The sequence below is a fragment of the Streptomyces sp. NPDC001927 genome, from assembly GCF_053594455.1.
The window spans coordinates 159371-177782 of sequence record NZ_JBSFEN010000013.1 but is presented as its reverse complement, the minus strand read 5'-3'; the positions used below and the strand labels follow the sequence as shown (position 1 = coordinate 177782).

Sequence of the window (18412 nt, the reverse complement as noted above, 5' to 3'; positions counted from 1 at the left end):
CCACAATGGCCGCATGGACCACGTCACTGTCGTAGGCCACCGCGGCGACCCGTACCGCGTCCGGGAGAACACCGTGCCCTCGATCGTCTCGGCGATCGAGGGCGGCGCGGACGCCGTCGAGATCGATGTACGGCTCACCCGCGACGGCGTTCCCGTCCTCCTCCACGACGACACGCTCAAGCGGCTGTGGGGTCACGACCGGCCGCTCTCCGCGCTCACTCTCGCGCAGGTGCGGGAGCTGACGTACGACGGCGTGCCCACCCTGCGCGAGGCGCTGATCGCGGCGGGGCCGTACCGGCTGATGCTCGATCTGCCCGGCGGGAACGAGGAGTCGGTCCGCACGATCGTCGGTACGGTCCGCGAGTGCGGCGCCGCCGAGCGCGTCTACTACTGCGCGGGCGGCGTCGCGATGCTCCAGGTGCGGGCCGCCGACCCGGCCGCCGAGATCGCGCTGACCTGGAACTCGCTCGCCCCGCCCCGGGCCGCCCTGCTCGACGCGGTCCGGCCGCGCTGGCTCAACTACCGCTTCGGGGTGCTGAGTCGGGGCCTGGTGGAGCGGGTGCACCGGGACGGCTACCTCGTCTCGGCCTGGACCGCGGACACCCGGCGCACCATGCGTAAGCTCCTCTCCCACGGAGTGGACGCGATCACCACCAACCGGGTGGACGCGCTCGCCGCCGAGCTGCGAAGGGGTACGCCGAGGTGACAGGGATCGACAGGATCCGGACCGACATCGCCCACAACGCCCGTGTGTGGAACTACTGGTTGGGCGGCAAGGACAATTACCCGGTGGACCGGGAGGTCGGCGACCAGGTCACCGGCTTCTACCCGAGCATCGGCGAAGTCGCCCGCGCGGACCGGGCGTTCCTCGGCCGGGCGGTCACGCATCTCGCGGCCGAGGCCGGGGTGCGGCAGTTCCTGGACATCGGTACGGGGCTGCCGACCGCCGACAACACCCACGAGGTCGCCCAGCGCGTCGCCCCGGAGTCGCGGATCGTCTACGTCGACAACGACCCGATCGTCCTGACCCACGCCCGCGCGCTGCTGACCAGCGCCCCGGAGGGGGTCACCGACTACGTCGACGCGGACGCGCGGGACCCGCGGCGGATCGTGGAGGCGGCGAGCCGCACGCTCGATCTGTCGCGGCCGGTCGCGGTCATAATGCTCGGCATCCTCAACTTCGTCCTCGACACCGACGAGGCCCGCGAGATCGTCCGGACGCTGATGGCCGCCGTCCCCTCCGGTTCGTACCTCGTGCTGACCCACCCGACCCTCGAGCCGGAACTCGGCGGCGAGGGGAACGTGGCGGCGATGGCGTTCTGGAACGAGAACGCGACCCCGCCGATCACGGCCCGCACCCGCGCCGAGTTCGCCTCCTTCCTCGACGGCCTCGACGTCCTGGAGCCGGGGATCGTCTCCTGCGCGAGCTGGCGGTTCGCCCCGGCGAGCGAGGTGGCGCAGTTCGGCGCGGTGGGCCGGAAGCCGTAGTGGACACACCGGGGGACATACGGGGGTGGGTACGGGGGCTCGGCGAGCGGGCCCGGCTGTTCGGGGGCGAGCATCCGCTCGCCGTGGACGTCGGGATCGCGCTGCTCGTGCAGGCCGCGATGACGATGCCGTTCGTCGTGCCGCGCGCCCCCGAGCTGCCGCCGGCGACCTGGACGGCGTACGGCCTGACGACGCTCACCGTGCTCCCGCTGGTCTGGCGGCGGCGCGCGCCGCTGGCCGTCCTCCTCGCGATCCTGGCGACCAGCACGCTCTACGAGCTTGCGGTGGAAGGCCCCGGCCAGCCGCTGCCGTACACCGGGCTCGTCATCGTCCACACGATCGCCGCGCTCGCGCCGCCGTGGCAGCGGCGGGCGACCGTGCTGCTGCTCGTGGTCGCGGTGCCGGTGTCGGTGTGGCTCAACACCGGCTCGGCCCGCGAACTGACCTTCTCCCTCTTCGTGTTCGCGGCGGCGTACGTCTTCGGCCGGCTGACCGACGCCCGGCAGCGGGCCCACCGCGTCGAGGCGGAGCGGGCCGCGGCGCGCGAACGGGCGCGGATCGCACGGGAGATGCACGACATCCTCTCCCACGCGGTGAGCCTGATGGTCGTGCAGGCGGAGGCGGGACCGGTGGCGGTGCGGGCGGCTCCGGAGCGTGCGGAGGCCGCGTTCGACGCGATCTCCGCGACGGGCCGGGACGCGATGGACCAGCTCCGCCGGATGCTCGGGGTGCTGCGGGACGGGACGGAGGGCGCGGAAGGTGCCCCGCCGCCCCGGGAGCCGCAGCCGGACCTCGGCGGGCTGCCCGCGCTGGTGGACCGGGTGCGGGCGAGCGGTCTCGACGTCACGTACGACACGACGGGCGGGGTCCGGGCCCTTCCGGCGGCCGTCGGGGCGACGGTCCACCGGATCGTGCAGGAGGCGCTGACGAACGTGGTGAAGCACGCGGGCGCGCGGACGGCCGCCGTACGACTCGCGTACGAGGACGGGGTGGTGGAGGTCGTGGTGACGGACGACGGGCGCGGACCCCGGCGCGGCGCGCGGCCCGCGGGCGGCGAGGGGCACGGGCTCGTCGGGATCCGCGAGCGGGCCGCCGCGCACGGCGGTACGGCAGTGACGGGCCCGGGTCCGGACGGCCGGGGCTTCGAGGTACGGGTGGAACTCCAGGTACGCACCACGGCGGAGGTGACGACGTGACGATCCGGGTGGTGGTCGCCGACGACCAGGAGCTGGTCCGGAGCGGTTTCTCGATGATCCTCGACGTCCAGCCGGACATCGAGGTGGTCGCCGAGGTGGGCGACGGCGCGGAGGCGGTGGAGGCGGTGCGCCGCCACTCCCCCGACGTGGCGCTGCTCGACATCCGGATGCCGCGCCTGGACGGCATCGAGGCCTGCCGGGCGATCAGCGCGGAGAGCGGCTGCCGGAGCGTGATGCTGACGACCTTCGACTCGGACGCGTACGTCTACGAGGCGCTGCACGCGGGCGCGAGCGGGTTCCTCCTGAAGGACGTCCGCAGGGACGATCTGGTGCACGCGGTACGGGTGGTGGCGCGGGGCGACTCGCTGCTCGCCCCGTCCGTGGCGCGCCGCCTCGTCGAGGAGTACACCCGCCCGACGCGCCGCGAGAGCGCGCCGCGGCCCGATCCCCGGCTCGACGCGCTGACGGCCCGCGAGCGGGAGACCCTGCTGCTCCTCGCGCGGGGTCTTTCGAACGCGGAGATCGCGGCGGAGCTGGTCGTCAGCGACCACACGGTGAAGACGCACGTGGGGAACGTGCTGGCGAAGCTGGGCCTGCGGGACCGGATCCAGGCGGTCATCTGCGCGTACGAGAGCGGCCTGGTCACGGCGGGCTCTCCCCCGCTCGGGGGATGAGCCGGGCGGGGGAAGATCCCCCGCTCCGGCGATCCGTGGATCGTCGCAGGTCGGCAGGGTGTGAGGCGTAGGAGAACAGCGGCTCACACCAACGGAGTTGACCATGAACGCACGTACCCGCGCCCTGCTCGCCGCGGCCCTCGTCCTGGGTGTCGCGGCGGGGCCCGCAGTCCTGCCCGCGACGGCTGCTCAGGCATCGTCTGTCGCGCCGGCCCCGGACGCCGCCCTCGAAGCGGCGATCGCCGGCCTCCCCTCGAAGGACGCGACGGCCGCGCTCGTCCGGATCGGGGGCCGGGAAGGCACCTGGCGAGGCACCTCCGGCGTGCACGACCTGGAGTCGATGCGCCCGGCCGATCCGGACGGCCGCTTCCGCGCCGGCTCGGTGACCAAGGTGTTCACGGCGGCGGTCGCCCTCCAGCTGGCGGGCGAGGGGCGGCTCGACCTGGACCGCTCGGCCCGCTCGTACCTGCCGGAGCTGATCCCGGCCCGGTACGGGACGGTGACGGTCCGCCAGCTGCTGAACCACACGCACGGGATACCGGCGCCCGACTTCCCCGGCTCGACCGTCGAGGAGTGGTACGCGAACCGCTTCGAGGTCCACGACCCGCGCGCCATGGTCCGCTCGGCGACGGCGAAGCAGCCGGAGTTCGTCCCCGGGACCCGCCAGCACTACCTCAACATCGGCTACACCGTCGCGGGTCTGCTGATCGAGCGCGTCACCGGCGACTCGTACGAGCGCCAGGTCCAGGCGCGCGTCCTCGGCCCGCTCGGGCTGCGCGGCACGTACCTGCCCGGGGCCGCCCCGCGCATCAAGGGCCCGCACAACCACGGCTACCAGTCGATGCGGCTCGCGGACGGCACGACCGGGCTGCGGGACGTGTCGGTGTGGGGCGCGTCGGACGGCTGGGCGGCGGGCGACCTGATCTCCACGACGGCCGATCTGGAGCGGTTCACGCGGGCGCTGTTCCAGGGCCGGGTGGTGCGCGGGCCGCTCCTGGAGGAGATGTTCACGCTGCCGAAGGTGCCGGACTTCAAGAGCGGCGCGGATGCCGCGTACTCCGTGGGGCTCTCGATGAAGAGGCTCGGCGGGCGGGAGGTGTGGGGGAAGACGGGCGGCCGCTGGGGCTACAACGCGGCGATCGCCTCGACCAGGAACGGCGAGCGCACGCTGGTGTACAGCGTCAACTCCACGGACGCGAAGGGCCAGGACATGAACAGCGTCGCCCTGGCCCTGATGGTGGCGGCCTACGGACCGCCGACGGCCTGAGGCCGAGGCGCACCGGCCACGACCCGCGCCTCCTGCACTGCCTCAAGTCGCTTGATCAGCCTGCGTACGACGAGCAGCGGGACGATCCCGAAGACCCCGAACGACATGTCGATGACCGACCACCAGAAGGGGATGTCGCGGATCGGCCCGCAGATCAGGGCGAGCGGGATGATCCCGACGCAGGCGATCATCCCGAACTCGATCACCCAGATGTTCCGTACCGGGTCGCGGTAGGGCCCGTAGAAGGCGACGGCGATGACGAGGTGGGCGAAGGCCAGCCAGTCGTTGCCGTACAGCAGGAACGGGTACTGCGCGTCGGCCATGTCGAGGCCGACGCGCACGCGCGCGATCCACTCGACGAGGCCGGGGAACAGCTCCCCGACCGGCGCCGCCCAGGACGTCAGCGCGCCTTCGATGAAACGGAGTTCGGTGACAAGCGGGAAGGCGGTGACCCCGCTGAGCACCAGACAGACGACGAAGAGGATCAGCCACACACGGATACGCCGAAGAAGGGCCACAGGCCCGCTCGCCTCGCTCATGACAACACCCTACGCCCCTCATGAACGCGTTCAAAAACCGGGGGCCGGGGTCAGAGGCCGACGATCGAGTTCCACCTCTTCGCGAACTCCGTCCGCTCCTCCGACGTGATGTCGCGGGCGATGGCGAGCCGCCCCCGCATCTCGTCGTCGGGGAAGATCAGCGGGTCCTCGGCGAGCGCGGCCAGTTCCTCGTCGTCGGAGTCGGCGAGGACGTCGCGGGCGGCCGGGACCGGGCAGACGTAGTTGACCCAGGAGGCCAGCTCGGCGGCGACCTCCGGCTCGTAGTAGTAGTCGACCAGCTTCTCGGCGTTCGTCTTGTGCTGCGCCAGGTTGGGAATCATCAGCGACTCCGCCCACAGCTCGGCGCCCTCCTCGGGGACGACGAACTCGATGTCGGGGTTGTCGGCCTGGAGCTGGATGACGTCGCCCGAGTACGCCTGACAGGCGAGGACGTCGCCGGTCGACAGGTCCTTGATGTAGTCGTTGCCGGTGAAGCGGCGGATGTGCCGCTCGGCGACCAGCTCCTCGATCTGCTCGCACACCGCGTGGAAGTCGTCGGCGGTCCACTTGGTGACGTCGACCCCGTTCCCTTGCATGAGCAGTGCGAACGACTCGTCGAGCCCGGAGAGCAGGGTGACCTTCCCGCGCAGTTCGGCGCGCCACAGGTCCTTGACCGAGCGGATCTCGCGGCCGAGCTTCTTGCGGTTGTACGCGATGCCGGTGATCCCGGACTGCCAGGGCACGGTGTGCAGCCGGCCCTCGTCGAAGGCGGGCGAGCGCAGCTGCGGGTCGAGGTACCGGCTGATGTTCGGCTGCGCGGCCCGGTCCATCTCCTGCACCCAGCCGAGCCGGACGAACCGGGCGGCCATCCAGTCGCTCATGACGATGAGGTCCCGGCCGGTCTCCTGGTGGTTCATCAGCGCCGGGCTGATCTTGCCGAAGAACTCGTCGTTGTCGTTGATCTCCTCGGTGTACCGCACGGAGATCCCGGAGCGCTCCGCGAACGCGTCCAGCGTCGGCCGCTTCGAGGTGTCGTCGTCATCGGTGTCGATGTAGAGCGGCCAGTTGGCGAAGTCGAGCGTACGGTCCCGCGCGGACAGGTCCCGGCCCGCCCGCCGCCCCGGCTCCACATAGGCGGCCGGTACTCCGCAGCCGGCGAGCAGCGCCACCGCCCCGGCGCCCCCGATCCCGCGCAGCAGGGACCGGCGGGACATGTTCTTCCTCGCTGTCGCTCTCATCCGAGCAGCATCCCGGCCCGGCCACGACGGGACAATGGACGCTCCGTGCGCCGGAACGACCGCGCCCCCGACACCCTGTCGATCACCCGACAGGATCGGGCACAGGATGTCGGGTCGGGCACCCTGGGTGCTGCCTAGCGTGGTGGTCGTCAAGAGGAAGGAACCGGGGCGTGCTGGAGAGGCTCAACCGGGCGATGGAGCACATCGAGCTCCACCTGGCCGACGACGACCGGCCCGTCGACGTGACGGAGCTGGCCCGGATCGCGGGCACGTCGGAGTACCACCTGCGCCGGATGTTCTCGGCGCTCGCGGGCATGCCGCTGTCGGAGTACGTACGGCGCCGGCGGCTCACCCTCGCGGGCGCGGAGGTGCTCGCGGCGCGGGAGACGCTGCTGGACATCGCCGTGCGGTACGGGTACGGCTCGGGCGAGGCGTTCGCCCGGGCGTTCCGCGCCATGCACGGTGTCGGTCCCGGCGAGGCCCGGCGGACCGGCGCCGCGCTCAGCTCCCAGCCCCGGATGGCCTTCCGTCTCACCGTCGAAGGGAGCAGCACGATGCGCCATCGCATCAAGGAGAAGCCGGCGTTCACGGTCGTCGGCCCCAAGGCCCGGGTCCCGCTGGTGCACTTGGGACCGAACCAGGCGATCATGGACTTCGTCCGGGGGATCGACAAGCCGACACTGGAGCGCCTGGAGGCGCTGTCGGACCAGGAGCCGCAGGGCATCGTCGCGGTCTGCGACGACCTGGACCCCAGCCGCGCCGAGGGCACGGAACTCGACTACTACCACGGGGTGATCACGGACGCGGCCCCGCCGGAAGGCGTGGACGTCCTGCGGGTCCCCGCCGGCACCTGGGCGGTCTTCACCACCTCGGGACCGGCCCCGCAGGCGATCCAGGAGCTGTGGCGGGACATCTACACGCAGTGGTTCCCGTCGAACCCGTACCGCGGCCGTCCCGGCCCCGAGATCGCCCGGATCCGGCTCTCGGCGGACGGCACCGAGGCGGACGCCGAGCTGTGGCTGCCGGTGGAGGAGGAGACCCGGGGCTGAGCCCCGCCCGAAACACCCGCCCGACGCACCCGCCGGACGCACCCGCCCCACAGACGACGATCGCGGCCCCGCCGCCCGAGGGCGACAGGACCGCGATCGTCGACGCGGTGGAGCGAGGGTTTAGCCGAGCGACGTCATGACGTGCTTGATGCGCGTGTAGTCGTCGAAGCCGTACGCCGAGAGGTCCTTGCCGTAGCCGGACTTCTTGAAGCCGCCGTGCGGCATCTCCGCGACCAGCGGGATGTGGGTGTTGATCCACACGCAGCCGAAGTCGAGCGACTTCGACATGCGCATCGCGCGGGCGTGGTCCTTCGTCCAGACCGAGGAGGCGAGCGCGAACTCCACGCCGTTGGCGTACTCCAGGGCCTGGTCCTCGTCACGGAACGACTGGACCGTGATGACCGGGCCGAAGACCTCGTTCTGGATGATCTCGTCGTCCTGCTTGAGGCCGGAGACGACGGTCGGGGCGTAGAAGTAGCCCTTGTCGCCGACCTGGTGGCCGCCCGACTCGACCTTGGCGTGGGCCGGGAGGCGCTCGATGAAGCCGGAGACCTGCTTCAGCTGGTTGGCGTTGTTCAGCGGGCCGTAGAGCACGTCCTCGTCGTCCGGCTGACCGGTCTTCGTGTCGGCGGCGGCCTTGGCCAGCTGCGTCACGAACTCGTCGTGGATGGACTCGTGCACGAGGACACGGGTCGCGGCCGTACAGTCCTGGCCCGCGTTGAAGAAGCCCGCCACGGAGATGTCCTCGACGGCCTTGGCGATGTCGGTGTCCTCGAAGACGACGACCGGCGCCTTGCCGCCCAGCTCCAGGTGGACGCGCTTGACGTCCTTGGCCGCCGACTCGGCGACCTGCATGCCCGCGCGGACCGAACCGGTGATGGAGGCCATCGCCGGCGTCGGGTGCTCGACCATGGAGCGGCCGGTCTCGCGGTCGCCGCAGATGACGTTGAAGACGCCCTTGGGCACGATGGAGCCGATGATCTCCGCCATCAGGACGGTCGACGCGGGGGTCGTGTCCGAGGGCTTGAGGACGACGGTGTTGCCCGCGGCGAGCGCCGGGGCGAACTTCCACACGGCCATCATCATCGGGTAGTTCCACGGCGCGACCTGGGCGCAGACACCCACGGGCTCACGGCGGACGATGGAGGTCATGCCCTCCATGTACTCGCCGGCCGAGCGGCCCTCGAGCATCCGGGCGGCACCCGCGAAGAAGCGGATCTGGTCCACCATGGGGGGAATCTCTTCGCTCGCGGTGAGAGCGACCGGCTTGCCGGTGTTCTCGACCTCGGCGGCGATCAGGTCCTCGGCGCGCTCCTCGAAGGCGTCCGCGATCTTCAGCAGGACCTTCTGGCGCTCGGCCGGCGTGGTGTCGCGCCAGGCCGGGAAGGCGGCCGCCGCCGCGTCCATGGCGGCGTCGACGTCCGCCTGGCCGGAGAGCGGAGACGTGGCGAAGACCTCGCCCGTGGCCGGGTTGACCACATCGATGGTCCGTCCGTCGGCGGCGTCCCGGAACTCCCCGTTGATGTAGTTACGCAGCCGGCGCAGCTCGGTGGTCACTTTGCCACCCCTCCTGTCACGTTCGGTCGCACGTCCTCGTGCGGTGTCCCATTTGCCGAGACACCCCAAGCGTAGTCGCTTCCCTGACGCTTTCGACAGGTCCAGCACGCGCCAACTTCGGATTCGGTGAGATTCGATCGCTCAAACAACGAATTTCATCGCTTTGGGGTTGCGAGACCGACGAGTCTCGGTGCACAGTGTGGGCGTGGCCAGTCAAAGCACGAACTCCAGAACCGGTTCCGGTTCGTCCCCGACGATCGATGCCGTCTCCCTGGCGATCATCGAACAGCTCCAGGAGGACGGCCGCCGCCCGTACGCCGCCATCGGCAAGGCCGTGGGCCTGTCCGAGGCAGCCGTACGGCAGCGCGTCCAGAAGCTGCTCGACCAGGGCGTCATGCAGATCGTCGCCGTCACCGACCCGCTCACCGTGGGACTCCGGCGCCAGGCGATGGTCGGCATCAACGTCGAGGGTGACCTCGATCCGGTGGCGGAGGCCCTGACTGCCATGAGCGAATGCGAGTACGTGGTGATGACCGCGGGCTCGTTCGATCTGATGGTGGAGGTCGTCTGTGAGGATGACGACCACCTGCTGGATGTGATCAACAAGCGCATCCGCACCCTCCCCGGCGTGCGCTCCACGGAGAGCTTCGTCTACCTCAAGCTCAAGAAGCAGACCTACATGTGGGGAACTCGATAATCGTGACCCAGGACCTGTCCAAGACCGCGTACGACCACCTGTGGATGCACTTCACCCGCATGTCGTCGTACGAGAACAACCCCGTTCCCACCATCGTGCGTGGTGAGGGCACCTACATCTTCGACGACAAGGGCAAGCGCTACCTCGACGGTCTCGCGGGTCTCTTCGTGGTCAACGCCGGGCACGGCCGCAAGGAGCTGGCCGAGGTCGCGTACAAGCAGGCCCAGGAGCTCGCGTTCTTCCCCGTGTGGTCGTACGCGCACCCCAAGGCCGTCGAGCTGGCCGAGCGCCTGGCCGACTACGCCCCGGGCGACCTGAACAAGGTCTTCTTCACCACCGGTGGCGGCGAGGCCGTCGAGACCGCCTGGAAGCTCGCCAAGCAGTACTTCAAGCTGCAGGGCAAGCACACCAAGTACAAGGTCATCTCGCGTGCGGTCGCCTACCACGGCACCCCGCAGGGCGCCCTCTCCATCACCGGCCTGCCGGCCCTGAAGGCCCCCTTCGAGCCGCTGGTCCCCGGCGCGCACAAGGTGCCGAACACCAACATCTACCGCGCCCCGATCCACGGCGACGACCCCGAGGCCTTCGGCCGCTGGGCCGCCGACCAGATCGAGCAGCAGATCCTCTTCGAGGGCCCCGAGACCGTCGCGGCCGTCTTCCTGGAGCCGGTGCAGAACGCCGGTGGCTGTTTCCCGCCGCCGCCCGGGTACTTCCAGCGGGTCCGCGAGATCTGCGACCAGTACGACGTGCTGCTCGTCTCCGACGAGACGATCTGCGCCTTCGGCCGCCTCGGCACGATGTTCGCCTGTGACAAGTTCGGCTACGTGCCGGACATGATCACCTGCGCCAAGGGCATGACCTCGGGCTACTCCCCGATCGGCGCCTGCATCGTCTCGGACCGCATCGCCGAGCCGTTCTACAAGGGCGACAACACCTTCCTGCACGGCTACACCTTCGGTGGCCACCCGGTGTCGTCGGCGGTCGCCATCGCCAACCTCGACATCTTCGACAAGGAAGGCCTGAACCAGCACGTCCTCGACCAGGAGGGCAACTTCTTCGACACCCTGAAGAAGCTGCACGACCTCCCGATCGTCGGCGACGTCCGCGGCAACGGCTTCTTCTACGGCATCGAGCTCGTCAAGGACAAGGTCACCAAGGAGTCCTTCACGGACGAGGAGACCGAGCGCGTGCTCTACGGCTTCCTCTCGAAGGCGCTCTTCGAGAACGGCCTGTACTGCCGCGCCGACGACCGTGGCGACCCGGTCATCCAGCTGGCCCCGCCGCTCATCGCCGACCAGGGCACCTTCGACGAGATCGAAGGCATCCTGCGCTCGGTGCTGACGGAGGCGTGGACCAAGCTCTGACGGTTCCGCCCCGGGGAGGCTCCGGCCTCCCCGGCACAGGACCTCACGCCGCCCTCACGGCGTGACCCCGGCCCGGGTGTGCCGCCATCCGAGTGGATGGCGGCCGCCCGGGCCGTGTGCTGTCCGTACAAACGGATCTGAATCCTTACGGTGCCCAGTGACCGACAGGCCCGTCCTTTCGTTCCCTCGGACGGGGGAACGCAAGTATCGGATCCGACATCGAGGTGTACGCGATGGCCCCACCGGACAACGACGTGCTCTGGGCGCGTTCCCTGCACTGCACCCTGGAGGGCTCGGACGTCCTGACCGGCGTCTCCCTCGGCGTGCGCGAGGGCGAGATCCTCGCCCTGGTCGGCCCGCGCGGCAGCGGCAAGACCACGCTGATGCGGTGCCTCTCCGGCCAGACGGTCGCCCAGCAGGGCGAGGTCTGGTTCAACAGCAGCCCCGTCCACACCCTGGGCCCGATCCAGCGCGAACGGCTGCGCCGGGACCGGTTCGGCTGGATCGACCCCGAGCCAGGACTCGTACCGGAGCTGACCGCCTGGGAGAACGCGGCCCTGCCGCTCCTGCTGCGCGGGGTCTCGCACCGGGCCGCGAAGGCCTCCGCCCTGGAGTGGCTGGAGCGCCTCGACATCGGGGCCTGCTCCCGCAAGCGCCCGCACGCGCTGACCCAGTCGCAGCGACAGCGGATCGCCATCGCCCGGGCCCTGGTCACCACCCCGTCCGTGCTCTTCGCCGACGAGCCGACCGCCTCCTTGCACCGCGCCGACGGCGCCCAGGTCCTGCGGACGCTCACGGCCGCGGCCCGCTCGCACCGGATCACCGTACTGCTCGCCACCCACGACCCGGAGGTGGCCGCCCTCGCCGACCGCTCGGTCGCCCTGCTCGACGGGCGCCGGGTGGGCACCGCGTCGCCGACCACCGGGGCGGAGGGCGTCGCCGCGTGCTCGCTCTCCGTCTAGTCCGCGGGACCCACCCCCTCGTCCTGCTGCGGCGCCTCCTGGTCGCCGCGGCGGCCGCGGGGGTCGGCTTTCTGCTGCTGTGCACGCTGGGGTACGCCGTGGGCCACCCGGAGCGGTCCTCCGCCGCGACCCTGCGGCTGCTGTGGTGCCTGATCCCGATGGCCGCCACCGTGCACTTCGCGGTGGCCGTGGCCCGTACGGATCCCAGCACCCGGCCGCGCCCGGGGCTCTCGGCGATCGGGCTCGGCCCGGCGCGGCTCACGGCCATCGCCGCGGCCTCGACGGCCGTCGCGTGCACGCTCGGCTCGATGGTGGCGCTGCTGTTCTACCTGCACCTGCGCGGCGACATCACGGGCCTGCCGTTCGACGGAGCCGCGGCGGAGCTGCTCGCGGCGGGTCAGCCGATCCCGCTGGCGGGCGCGCTCACGCTCCTCGCGATCCTCCCGGTGGCCGCCTCCACGGCCGCCGGCCTGGCCCTGCGCCCCCGCAAGACCCCGGCGGCTCCCGAGGGCGCGGAGCGGACGGCCCCCTCGGGCCTGCCCTGGGGCGTGGCGCTCCTGGCGGTCGGCCTCGCGGTCGAGACGTACGCGGGCCAGGGCGGGGACGACGGCGGACTGCCGCTCCCCGGCCGCTTCGAGGGCAGCCCGGCGGGGGTGCTCGCGGGCTGGATCCTCACCGCGATCGGCCTCGCGATGGCGGGACCCGGCATCACCCACTGGTGCGGCCGGCTGCTCCAGGCCGTCCGCCCCGGCGCGACCCGCCTGCTCGCCGGCCGCGTCCTGATGGACGAGTCCCGCCGCATCGGGCGCCCGCTCGGCGTGGTGTGCGCGGTGGCCTCGGGCGCGGTGGCGGCGGCCACGCTGTACGACGCCGGGGCGGGCGACTTCGGCCCGCTGACCGGCCTGGGCGCGGCGCTGGTGATGGCCTGCACGACGGCGACGCTCCTGACGGCGGCCCTGGAGTCCAAGCAGTGCCGCGCGCACACCACGGAAGCCCTGGTCCGCCTGGGCGCCCCACCCACAGTCCTCCGCACAGCAGCCCTGATGCGCGCAGCCGCCCTACTGACGATCTTCCTGCCCCTGACCTGGCTGGTAGGCACCTTGGCAGCAGTCCCACTGAGCGCCTGACGCACCCCGGTTCCCCGCCCGGCTCCCCCACACCCCACCGGCCACCCCACCCCGGGGCTCCCCCACCCACCCCCGGCTTCCGCCACTCCCGTCACTCCCCACCCACCCCCGGGTGCCCCCGCTCCCGCTGCTCCCCACCCACCCCCGGCTTCCGTTACTCCCCTACTCCCCCACCCACCCCTCGGTGTCCCGCTCCCGCTGTTCCCCGCCCACCCCCGGCTTCCCCGCTCCCGCTGCTCCCCGCCCGCCCCCGCCCACCCTCCCGTGTGGGCAATCGTCCCGCAGGGCGGGACGGGTGGGCACACGGGACGAGGGCGCCCTGGCGGGCGCGTCCGCCCCGACCGCCCCGCACCACGGGCACGGCGCCCGGACAGGGCACCCGCACCCCGGGGGCTGCGCCCCGGACAGGCCCCGCCCCCTGGGCGCGGCGCCCCGCACGACCGGCCGCACCACGTGCCCCTACCCTGGTCGACATGCCCCACCGCGAGGAACGCGAAATCCACACCCCCGCCGAGTTCGACGAGGTCATCGCCCGCGGCTCCCTCCAAGGCCACCGCGTCCAGTCCGTGGACCTCACCGACCGCACCTTCGCCCTGCTCTCCACCTCCACCACCGGCGCCGTCTTCCTCGGCTGCGAGCTCCAGCCCGAGGCCGCCGCCAAGGTCCGCGCCGACGGGGCCCTCGTCTTCCCACCCGTACCGGATCTGCCGTTCGACCCGTACCGCGCCCACCTCTACTCCCCCGCCGAACTGTTCGACCACGTCGAGGACGAGGGGTACGAGGCGACGCCCGACTTCCTCGCGTACGACTGGTTCCAGCAGACCAAGGCCGACGGCGACATCTTCGCGTCGATGCTCCGCTCCATCCACGACGACGCGATCTCCGACGCCCTCGACGAACTCCTCGTCGGCACCCGGGTCGTCGGCGTGATGGGCGGCCACGCGATGGGCCGCGGCACCGACGCGTACGCCGGGGCGGCCCGGCTCGGCCGCGCGCTGGCCCGCGACGGGCTGACCGTGGCGACCGGCGGCGGCCCCGGCGCGATGGAGGCGGCGAACCTCGGCGCGTACACCGCCCCGCACGCCGACGACGTCCTGGACGAGGCGCTCGAACTCCTCGCCAAGGCGCCCTCCTTCACCCCGTCGATCACCGACTGGGCGCGCGCCGCCTTCGAGGTGCGCTCCCGCTGGCCGAAGGGCGGCGACTCGGTCGGCATCCCCACCTGGTTCTACGGCCACGAGCCGCCGAACCCCTTCGCGGGCCACATCGCCAAGTACTTCGCCAACGCGACCCGCGAGGACGGGCTGCTCGCCCGCTGCGACGCGGGCGTGATCTTCCTGCCGGGCGCGGCCGGCACGGTGCAGGAGATCTTCGACAACTCGACCCCGAACTACTACGAGTCGCGGGGCGAGCCCACCCCCATGGTCCTGGTGAACCGCGCCCACTGGACGGAGCGCCTCCCCGCCTGGCCCCTGCTCCAGGCCCTGGCCGCCGAGCGCCCGATGGCGGCGCGGATCGCCCTGGTCGACTCCATCGACGAGGCCCCGGAGGCGCTCCGCCGTCTGAGCTGAAGCACCGGGTCGCGGGAAGCAACTTCGACGCCCGATCCCACGTCTGGCAGTCCGTACCGCCTCCTGCCTCCCGGAACGGAGCCACTCCGTGCTCATAGGACTGCTGACCGCCGTCGCTGCCTCGATCTGCTACGGCACGGGCTCCGTGCTGCAGGCCGTCGGTTCGCGCAAGTCCGCGCGGCGCGAGGCGGCCGCCTCCGGACAGTTCACCGGCCGGGGCGGGCCGAGCCTCGCGTCGACCGCGAAGGCGGCGACGACCTGGGAGTTCGTCGTCGGTACGGTCCTGGACTTCATCGGCTTCGGCCTCGGCGCGCTCGCCGCCCGGATGCTGCCGCTCTTCCTGTCCCAGACCGTGATCAGCGCGAACCTGGTCATCACGGCGGTCCTGAGCGTCCGGCTGCTCGGCATCCGGCTGAGCCGCGCGGAGTGGACCTCGATCGGGGTGGTCTGCTCCGCCCTGGTGCTGCTGGCCACCGCGGCCGGCCCCGAGGGCAGCGGGCACACCCCGATCGCCACGCACTGGTGGCTGCTCGCGATCTCACTGCTCCTGATGGCCGGCGGCACCGTTGTCGTACGTCTCCTGGGCGCGCGGGCGGCGATCCTGGCCGGTCTGCTCTCGGGGCTCGGCTTCGGCGCGCTCGGCGTGGGCGTACGGATCCTCAACGGCATCGACCCCTTCGACCTCGGCGCGCTCCTCACCGACCCGGCGCTGTACGCGATCCTCGTCGCCGGAATCGGCGGCATGTACCTGCACACCGTCGCGCTGCAGATCGGCTCGGTCAACGGAGCGACGGCGGCGCTCGTGGTCGGCGAGACCGTACTCCCCGGGATGATCGGGGTGTGGTGGCTCGGCGACACCTCCCGCCCCGGCTTCGCCTGGCTGGCCGTCCTCGGCTTCCTCCTGGCGGTCGCGGGCGCGGTCGCGGTGGCCTGGTACGGCGCCCCGGAGGCCCACGGCGCGCAGCCGGCGGAACCGGACGACGAGCCGGCACCCGCCCCACGGGAGCCCGCCGGCTCGGGCGTTCCCCGATAAGCCCCCGCTACTCCGCGAGGACCACGACCTCGTCCGCCGCGAACGTCACCCCCACCTCCGCCCCCACCTCCGGGGCGTCCCGCAGGGCGCACTCGGCCTCCAGCAGCGGGCCTTCGGCCGGGCGGAGGAGGACGGCGACGTGCGTGCCCCGGAACGTACGGGACTCGACGACGCAAGCAAGGCCGTCCGCCGGGGCCACGAGCCGGACGCCCGCCGGGCGGACCAGGACCTCCCGCGCGCCCTGGGGCGAGCCGTCGGGCACCGGGACCTTGCCCCACGCGGTCTCGGCGGCGGCGCCGCTCACCGTGCCGGGCACGATGTTGTCGAAGCCGAGGAACCGGGCCACGAACGCGGAGGCGGGGTGCCGCCAGACGTCGAGCGGCGTCCCGGACTGGGCGATCCGGCCGTCACGCATCACCACGACCCGGTCGGCGAGCGCGAAGGCCTCGCCCTGGTCGTGCGTGACGGCGAGCACCGTCGTACCCAACTGCCGGAAGAGGGCGCGCAGTTCGACGACGAGCCGTTCCCGAAGGCCGCGGTCGAGCTGGCCGAGCGGCTCGTCCAGCATCAGCAGCCGGGGCCGGGGCGCGAGCGCCCGGGCGAGCGCCACGCGCTGCTGCTCGCCGCCGGAGAGCGCGGCGACGGCCCGGCGCGCGGCCCCCGGCAGCCCGACGAGCTCCAGCAACTCCCGTACGCGTTCGTCCTGTTCGGCCTTGGACACGCCCCGCATGCGGAGCCCGAAGGCGACGTTGGAGCCGACGTCCCGCTGCGGGAAGAGCTGGTGGTCCTGGAACATCAGGCCGACCCCGCGCCGGTGCACGGGCACGCCCGCCTGGTCCGCGCCGTCGAGCCGGACCCGCCCGCCGTCGAGCGCCTGGAGTCCGGCGACGGCCCGCAGCAGCGTGGACTTGCCGCTGCCGCTGGGGCCGAGCACGCACACGATCTCGTGGTCGGCCACCTTCAGGTCCACGGAGTCGAGCACGGCCCGTTCCCCGAACCGTACGGTCACGTCCTCGAAGTGCAGCATCAGAACTCCCCGGAGCCGGAGGTCGACCGGTCGACACGGAGCCGTTCGAGGAGCAGCAGGGACACCGCGCACACCACCATAAGAATCGTCGAAAGGGCCATGGCCTGGCCGTAGTTGAGCGCACCGGGCCGGCCGAGGAGCCGGGCGACGGCGACGGGCAGCGTCGGGTTGTCGGGCCGGGCGATGAAGACCGTCGCGCCGAACTCGCCCAGCGAGACGGCGAAGGCGAACCCGGCCGCGATGAGCACCGCCCGCCGCACCAGCGGCAGATCGACCTCGCGCCAGGCCCGCAGCGGCGAGGCCCCGAGCACGGCCGCCGCCTCCCGCAGCCGCTCGTCCACCGCGCGCAGCACGGGCAGCATCGTCCGTACGACAAAGGGGACGCCGACCAGGGCCTGCGCGAGCGGGACGAGGATCCAGCTGGCCCGCAGGTCGAACGGCGGCTCGTCCAGGGTGATCAGGAAGCCGAAGCCGACCGTGACCGCCGAGACCCCGAGCGGCAGCATCAGCAGCGCGTCGAAGCCGCGCACGAGCCGCCCGGCACGCCGGGTGAGGGCGGCGGCCGCGAGTCCGCCGATGAGCAGCGCGAGGGCGGTGGCGACGACGGCGTACCGCAGGGAGTTCCCGATCGTGTCGACCATGGGCACGAGGAAGGTGCCGGAGGGGTCGACGGACTGGAGGGCCCGGTAGTAGTCGAGCCCGTACCCGTCGGGGGTGGCGAAGGACCGCTCGATCAGCACGGCGAGCGGCAGCACGAGCAGCAGGACGATCGAGACGAGGACGCCCGCGAAGAGCGCCCACGCGCCGATCCCCCGGGGCCGGCGCGCGGTCTGCTCGGGCGGGACGAGCTTCAGGGCCGTCTCCCGCCGCCGTACCGTGCGGGCGTGCACGGCGAGGACGACGCCGACGGCGACGAACTGGACGATCGTGAGGACGGCGGCCGTCGTCAGGTCGAAGCGGTCGACCGTCTGCCGGTAGATCTCCGTCTCCAGGGTGGAGTACGCCGGTCCGCCGAGGATCTGGACGACGGCGAAGGAGCCGGCGGTGAAGAGGAAGACCATCAGCGCGGCCGCGGCGACGGCGGGGGCGAGCGCGGGCAGCGTCACCGTCCGCCACGCCCGGAACCGGGAGGCGCCGAGCACACGGGCGGCCTCCTCCTGGCGGGGGTCGAGCTGCGCCCACAGCCCGCCGACGGTCCGGACGACGACGGCGTAGTTGAAGAAGACGTGCGCGAGGAGGATGGCCCAGACGGTGGTGTCCAGGCGGACGCCCCACAGCTCGTCGAGGAGCCCGCCGCGGCCGACGAGCGCCAGGAACGCCGTGCCGACCATGACGGTCGGCATCACGAAGGGCACGGTGACGACGGCGCGCAGCAGCCCCTTGCCGGGGAAGTCGAAGCGCGCGAAGACGTACGCGCCGGGCAGCGCGATCACCAGGGTCAGCGCGGTGGAGGCGAGCGCCTGCCAGAGGGTGAACCAGAGGACGTCGAGGATCTCGGGCCGGGTCAGCGTCTCGCCGAACCGGCCGAACTCCCACGCCCCGTCGACCCGCAGCCCGCGCTCGACGATCGAGGCGACGGGCCAGGCGAAGAAGAGCGCGAAGAAGGCGACGGGCACGACCATC

At 72.2% G+C, this 18412-nt stretch carries 17 protein-coding genes; 12 read left to right on the top strand and 5 right to left on the bottom strand.

All coding sequences use genetic code 11. The features are described 5' to 3' along the window. The first annotated feature begins 13 nt into the window (after window positions 1–13). From ACWCO8_RS31950 to ACWCO8_RS31930, 5 genes are all read left to right on the top strand, one after another. Entirely contained in the window at window positions 14–706 is a 693-nt protein-coding gene (locus tag ACWCO8_RS31950) for a glycerophosphodiester phosphodiesterase (protein WP_451035151.1), read from the top strand. Further along, complete coding sequence (locus ACWCO8_RS31945) at window positions 703–1488, top strand: SAM-dependent methyltransferase (protein WP_451035150.1); 786 nt, start codon at window positions 703–705, stop codon at window positions 1486–1488. Before ACWCO8_RS31950 ends, ACWCO8_RS31945 begins: the two co-directional genes overlap by 4 nt. Beyond that, window positions 1488–2684: a sensor histidine kinase gene (locus tag ACWCO8_RS31940; RefSeq protein ID WP_451035149.1), complete on the top strand. Its 1197-nt coding sequence runs from the start codon at window positions 1488–1490 to the stop codon at window positions 2682–2684. The genes ACWCO8_RS31945 and ACWCO8_RS31940 overlap by 1 nt, the downstream gene beginning before the upstream one ends. Then, window positions 2681–3358: a response regulator transcription factor gene (locus tag ACWCO8_RS31935; protein WP_362003345.1), complete on the top strand. Its 678-nt coding sequence runs from the start codon at window positions 2681–2683 to the stop codon at window positions 3356–3358. Before ACWCO8_RS31940 ends, ACWCO8_RS31935 begins: the two co-directional genes overlap by 4 nt. A 103-nt stretch (window positions 3359–3461) precedes the next feature. Continuing rightward, window positions 3462–4625: a serine hydrolase domain-containing protein gene (locus ACWCO8_RS31930; protein ID WP_451035148.1), complete on the top strand. Its 1164-nt coding sequence runs from the start codon at window positions 3462–3464 to the stop codon at window positions 4623–4625. Here the strand turns inward: ACWCO8_RS31930 and ACWCO8_RS31925 are convergent. Further along, on the bottom strand, window positions 4604–5164 hold the full coding sequence (locus tag ACWCO8_RS31925) for a hypothetical protein (RefSeq protein ID WP_451035147.1): 561 nt from the start codon (window positions 5162–5164) through the stop codon (window positions 4604–4606). The genes ACWCO8_RS31930 and ACWCO8_RS31925 overlap by 22 nt on opposite strands. A gap of 50 nt (window positions 5165–5214) precedes the next feature. After that, window positions 5215–6378: an ABC transporter substrate-binding protein gene (locus ACWCO8_RS31920; protein ID WP_451035206.1), complete on the bottom strand. Its 1164-nt coding sequence runs from the start codon at window positions 6376–6378 to the stop codon at window positions 5215–5217. A gap of 194 nt (window positions 6379–6572) precedes the next feature. Between ACWCO8_RS31920 and ACWCO8_RS31915 the strand changes: the two genes are divergently transcribed. Further along, complete coding sequence (locus ACWCO8_RS31915) at window positions 6573–7451, top strand: AraC family transcriptional regulator (protein ID WP_451035146.1); 879 nt, start codon at window positions 6573–6575, stop codon at window positions 7449–7451. A 120-nt stretch (window positions 7452–7571) separates the two neighbouring features. Here the strand turns inward: ACWCO8_RS31915 and ACWCO8_RS31910 are convergent, their stop codons facing one another. After that, window positions 7572–9008 (bottom strand): gamma-aminobutyraldehyde dehydrogenase, encoded by a 1437-nt coding sequence (locus tag ACWCO8_RS31910; RefSeq protein ID WP_451035145.1) that lies wholly within the window; start codon window positions 9006–9008, stop codon window positions 7572–7574. 205 nt (window positions 9009–9213) lie between these two features. Between ACWCO8_RS31910 and ACWCO8_RS31905 the strand changes: the two genes are divergently transcribed. The 6 genes from ACWCO8_RS31905 to ACWCO8_RS31880 all read left to right on the top strand — a co-directional run bounded on the left by ACWCO8_RS31905 (window position 9214) and on the right by ACWCO8_RS31880 (window position 15762). After that, window positions 9214–9705, top strand: coding sequence for an Lrp/AsnC family transcriptional regulator (locus ACWCO8_RS31905; protein ID WP_352191863.1), 492 nt, complete (start codon window positions 9214–9216; stop codon window positions 9703–9705). Then, complete coding sequence (locus ACWCO8_RS31900) at window positions 9690–11069, top strand: aspartate aminotransferase family protein (RefSeq protein WP_362003355.1); 1380 nt, start codon at window positions 9690–9692, stop codon at window positions 11067–11069. Before ACWCO8_RS31905 ends, ACWCO8_RS31900 begins: the two co-directional genes overlap by 16 nt. A 233-nt stretch (window positions 11070–11302) precedes the next feature. Then, a complete protein-coding gene (locus tag ACWCO8_RS31895) occupies window positions 11303–12031 on the top strand; it encodes an ABC transporter ATP-binding protein (RefSeq protein WP_362003357.1) in 729 nt (242 codons plus the stop codon). Continuing rightward, on the top strand, window positions 12013–13158 hold the full coding sequence (locus ACWCO8_RS31890; protein ID WP_451035144.1) for a hypothetical protein: 1146 nt from the start codon (window positions 12013–12015) through the stop codon (window positions 13156–13158). The genes ACWCO8_RS31895 and ACWCO8_RS31890 overlap by 19 nt, the downstream gene beginning before the upstream one ends. Window positions 13159–13631: 473 nt before the next feature. Continuing rightward, window positions 13632–14729 carry an LOG family protein gene (locus ACWCO8_RS31885; protein WP_451035143.1) on the top strand — a complete coding sequence of 366 codons (1098 nt, stop codon included), beginning with the start codon at window positions 13632–13634 and terminating at the stop codon, window positions 14727–14729. Window positions 14730–14817: 88 nt separating this feature from the next. Further along, entirely contained in the window at window positions 14818–15762 is a 945-nt protein-coding gene (locus ACWCO8_RS31880; protein WP_451035142.1) for a hypothetical protein, read from the top strand. Between the two features lie 7 nt (window positions 15763–15769). Here the strand turns inward: ACWCO8_RS31880 and ACWCO8_RS31875 are convergent, their stop codons facing one another. Beyond that, on the bottom strand, window positions 15770–16789 hold the full coding sequence (locus tag ACWCO8_RS31875; RefSeq protein ID WP_451035141.1) for an ABC transporter ATP-binding protein: 1020 nt from the start codon (window positions 16787–16789) through the stop codon (window positions 15770–15772). Then, window positions 16789–18411 carry an ABC transporter permease gene (locus tag ACWCO8_RS31870; protein ID WP_451035205.1) on the bottom strand — a complete coding sequence of 541 codons (1623 nt, stop codon included), beginning with the start codon at window positions 18409–18411 and terminating at the stop codon, window positions 16789–16791. Before ACWCO8_RS31870 ends, ACWCO8_RS31875 begins: the two co-directional genes overlap by 1 nt. Window position 18412 lies beyond the last annotated feature (1 nt).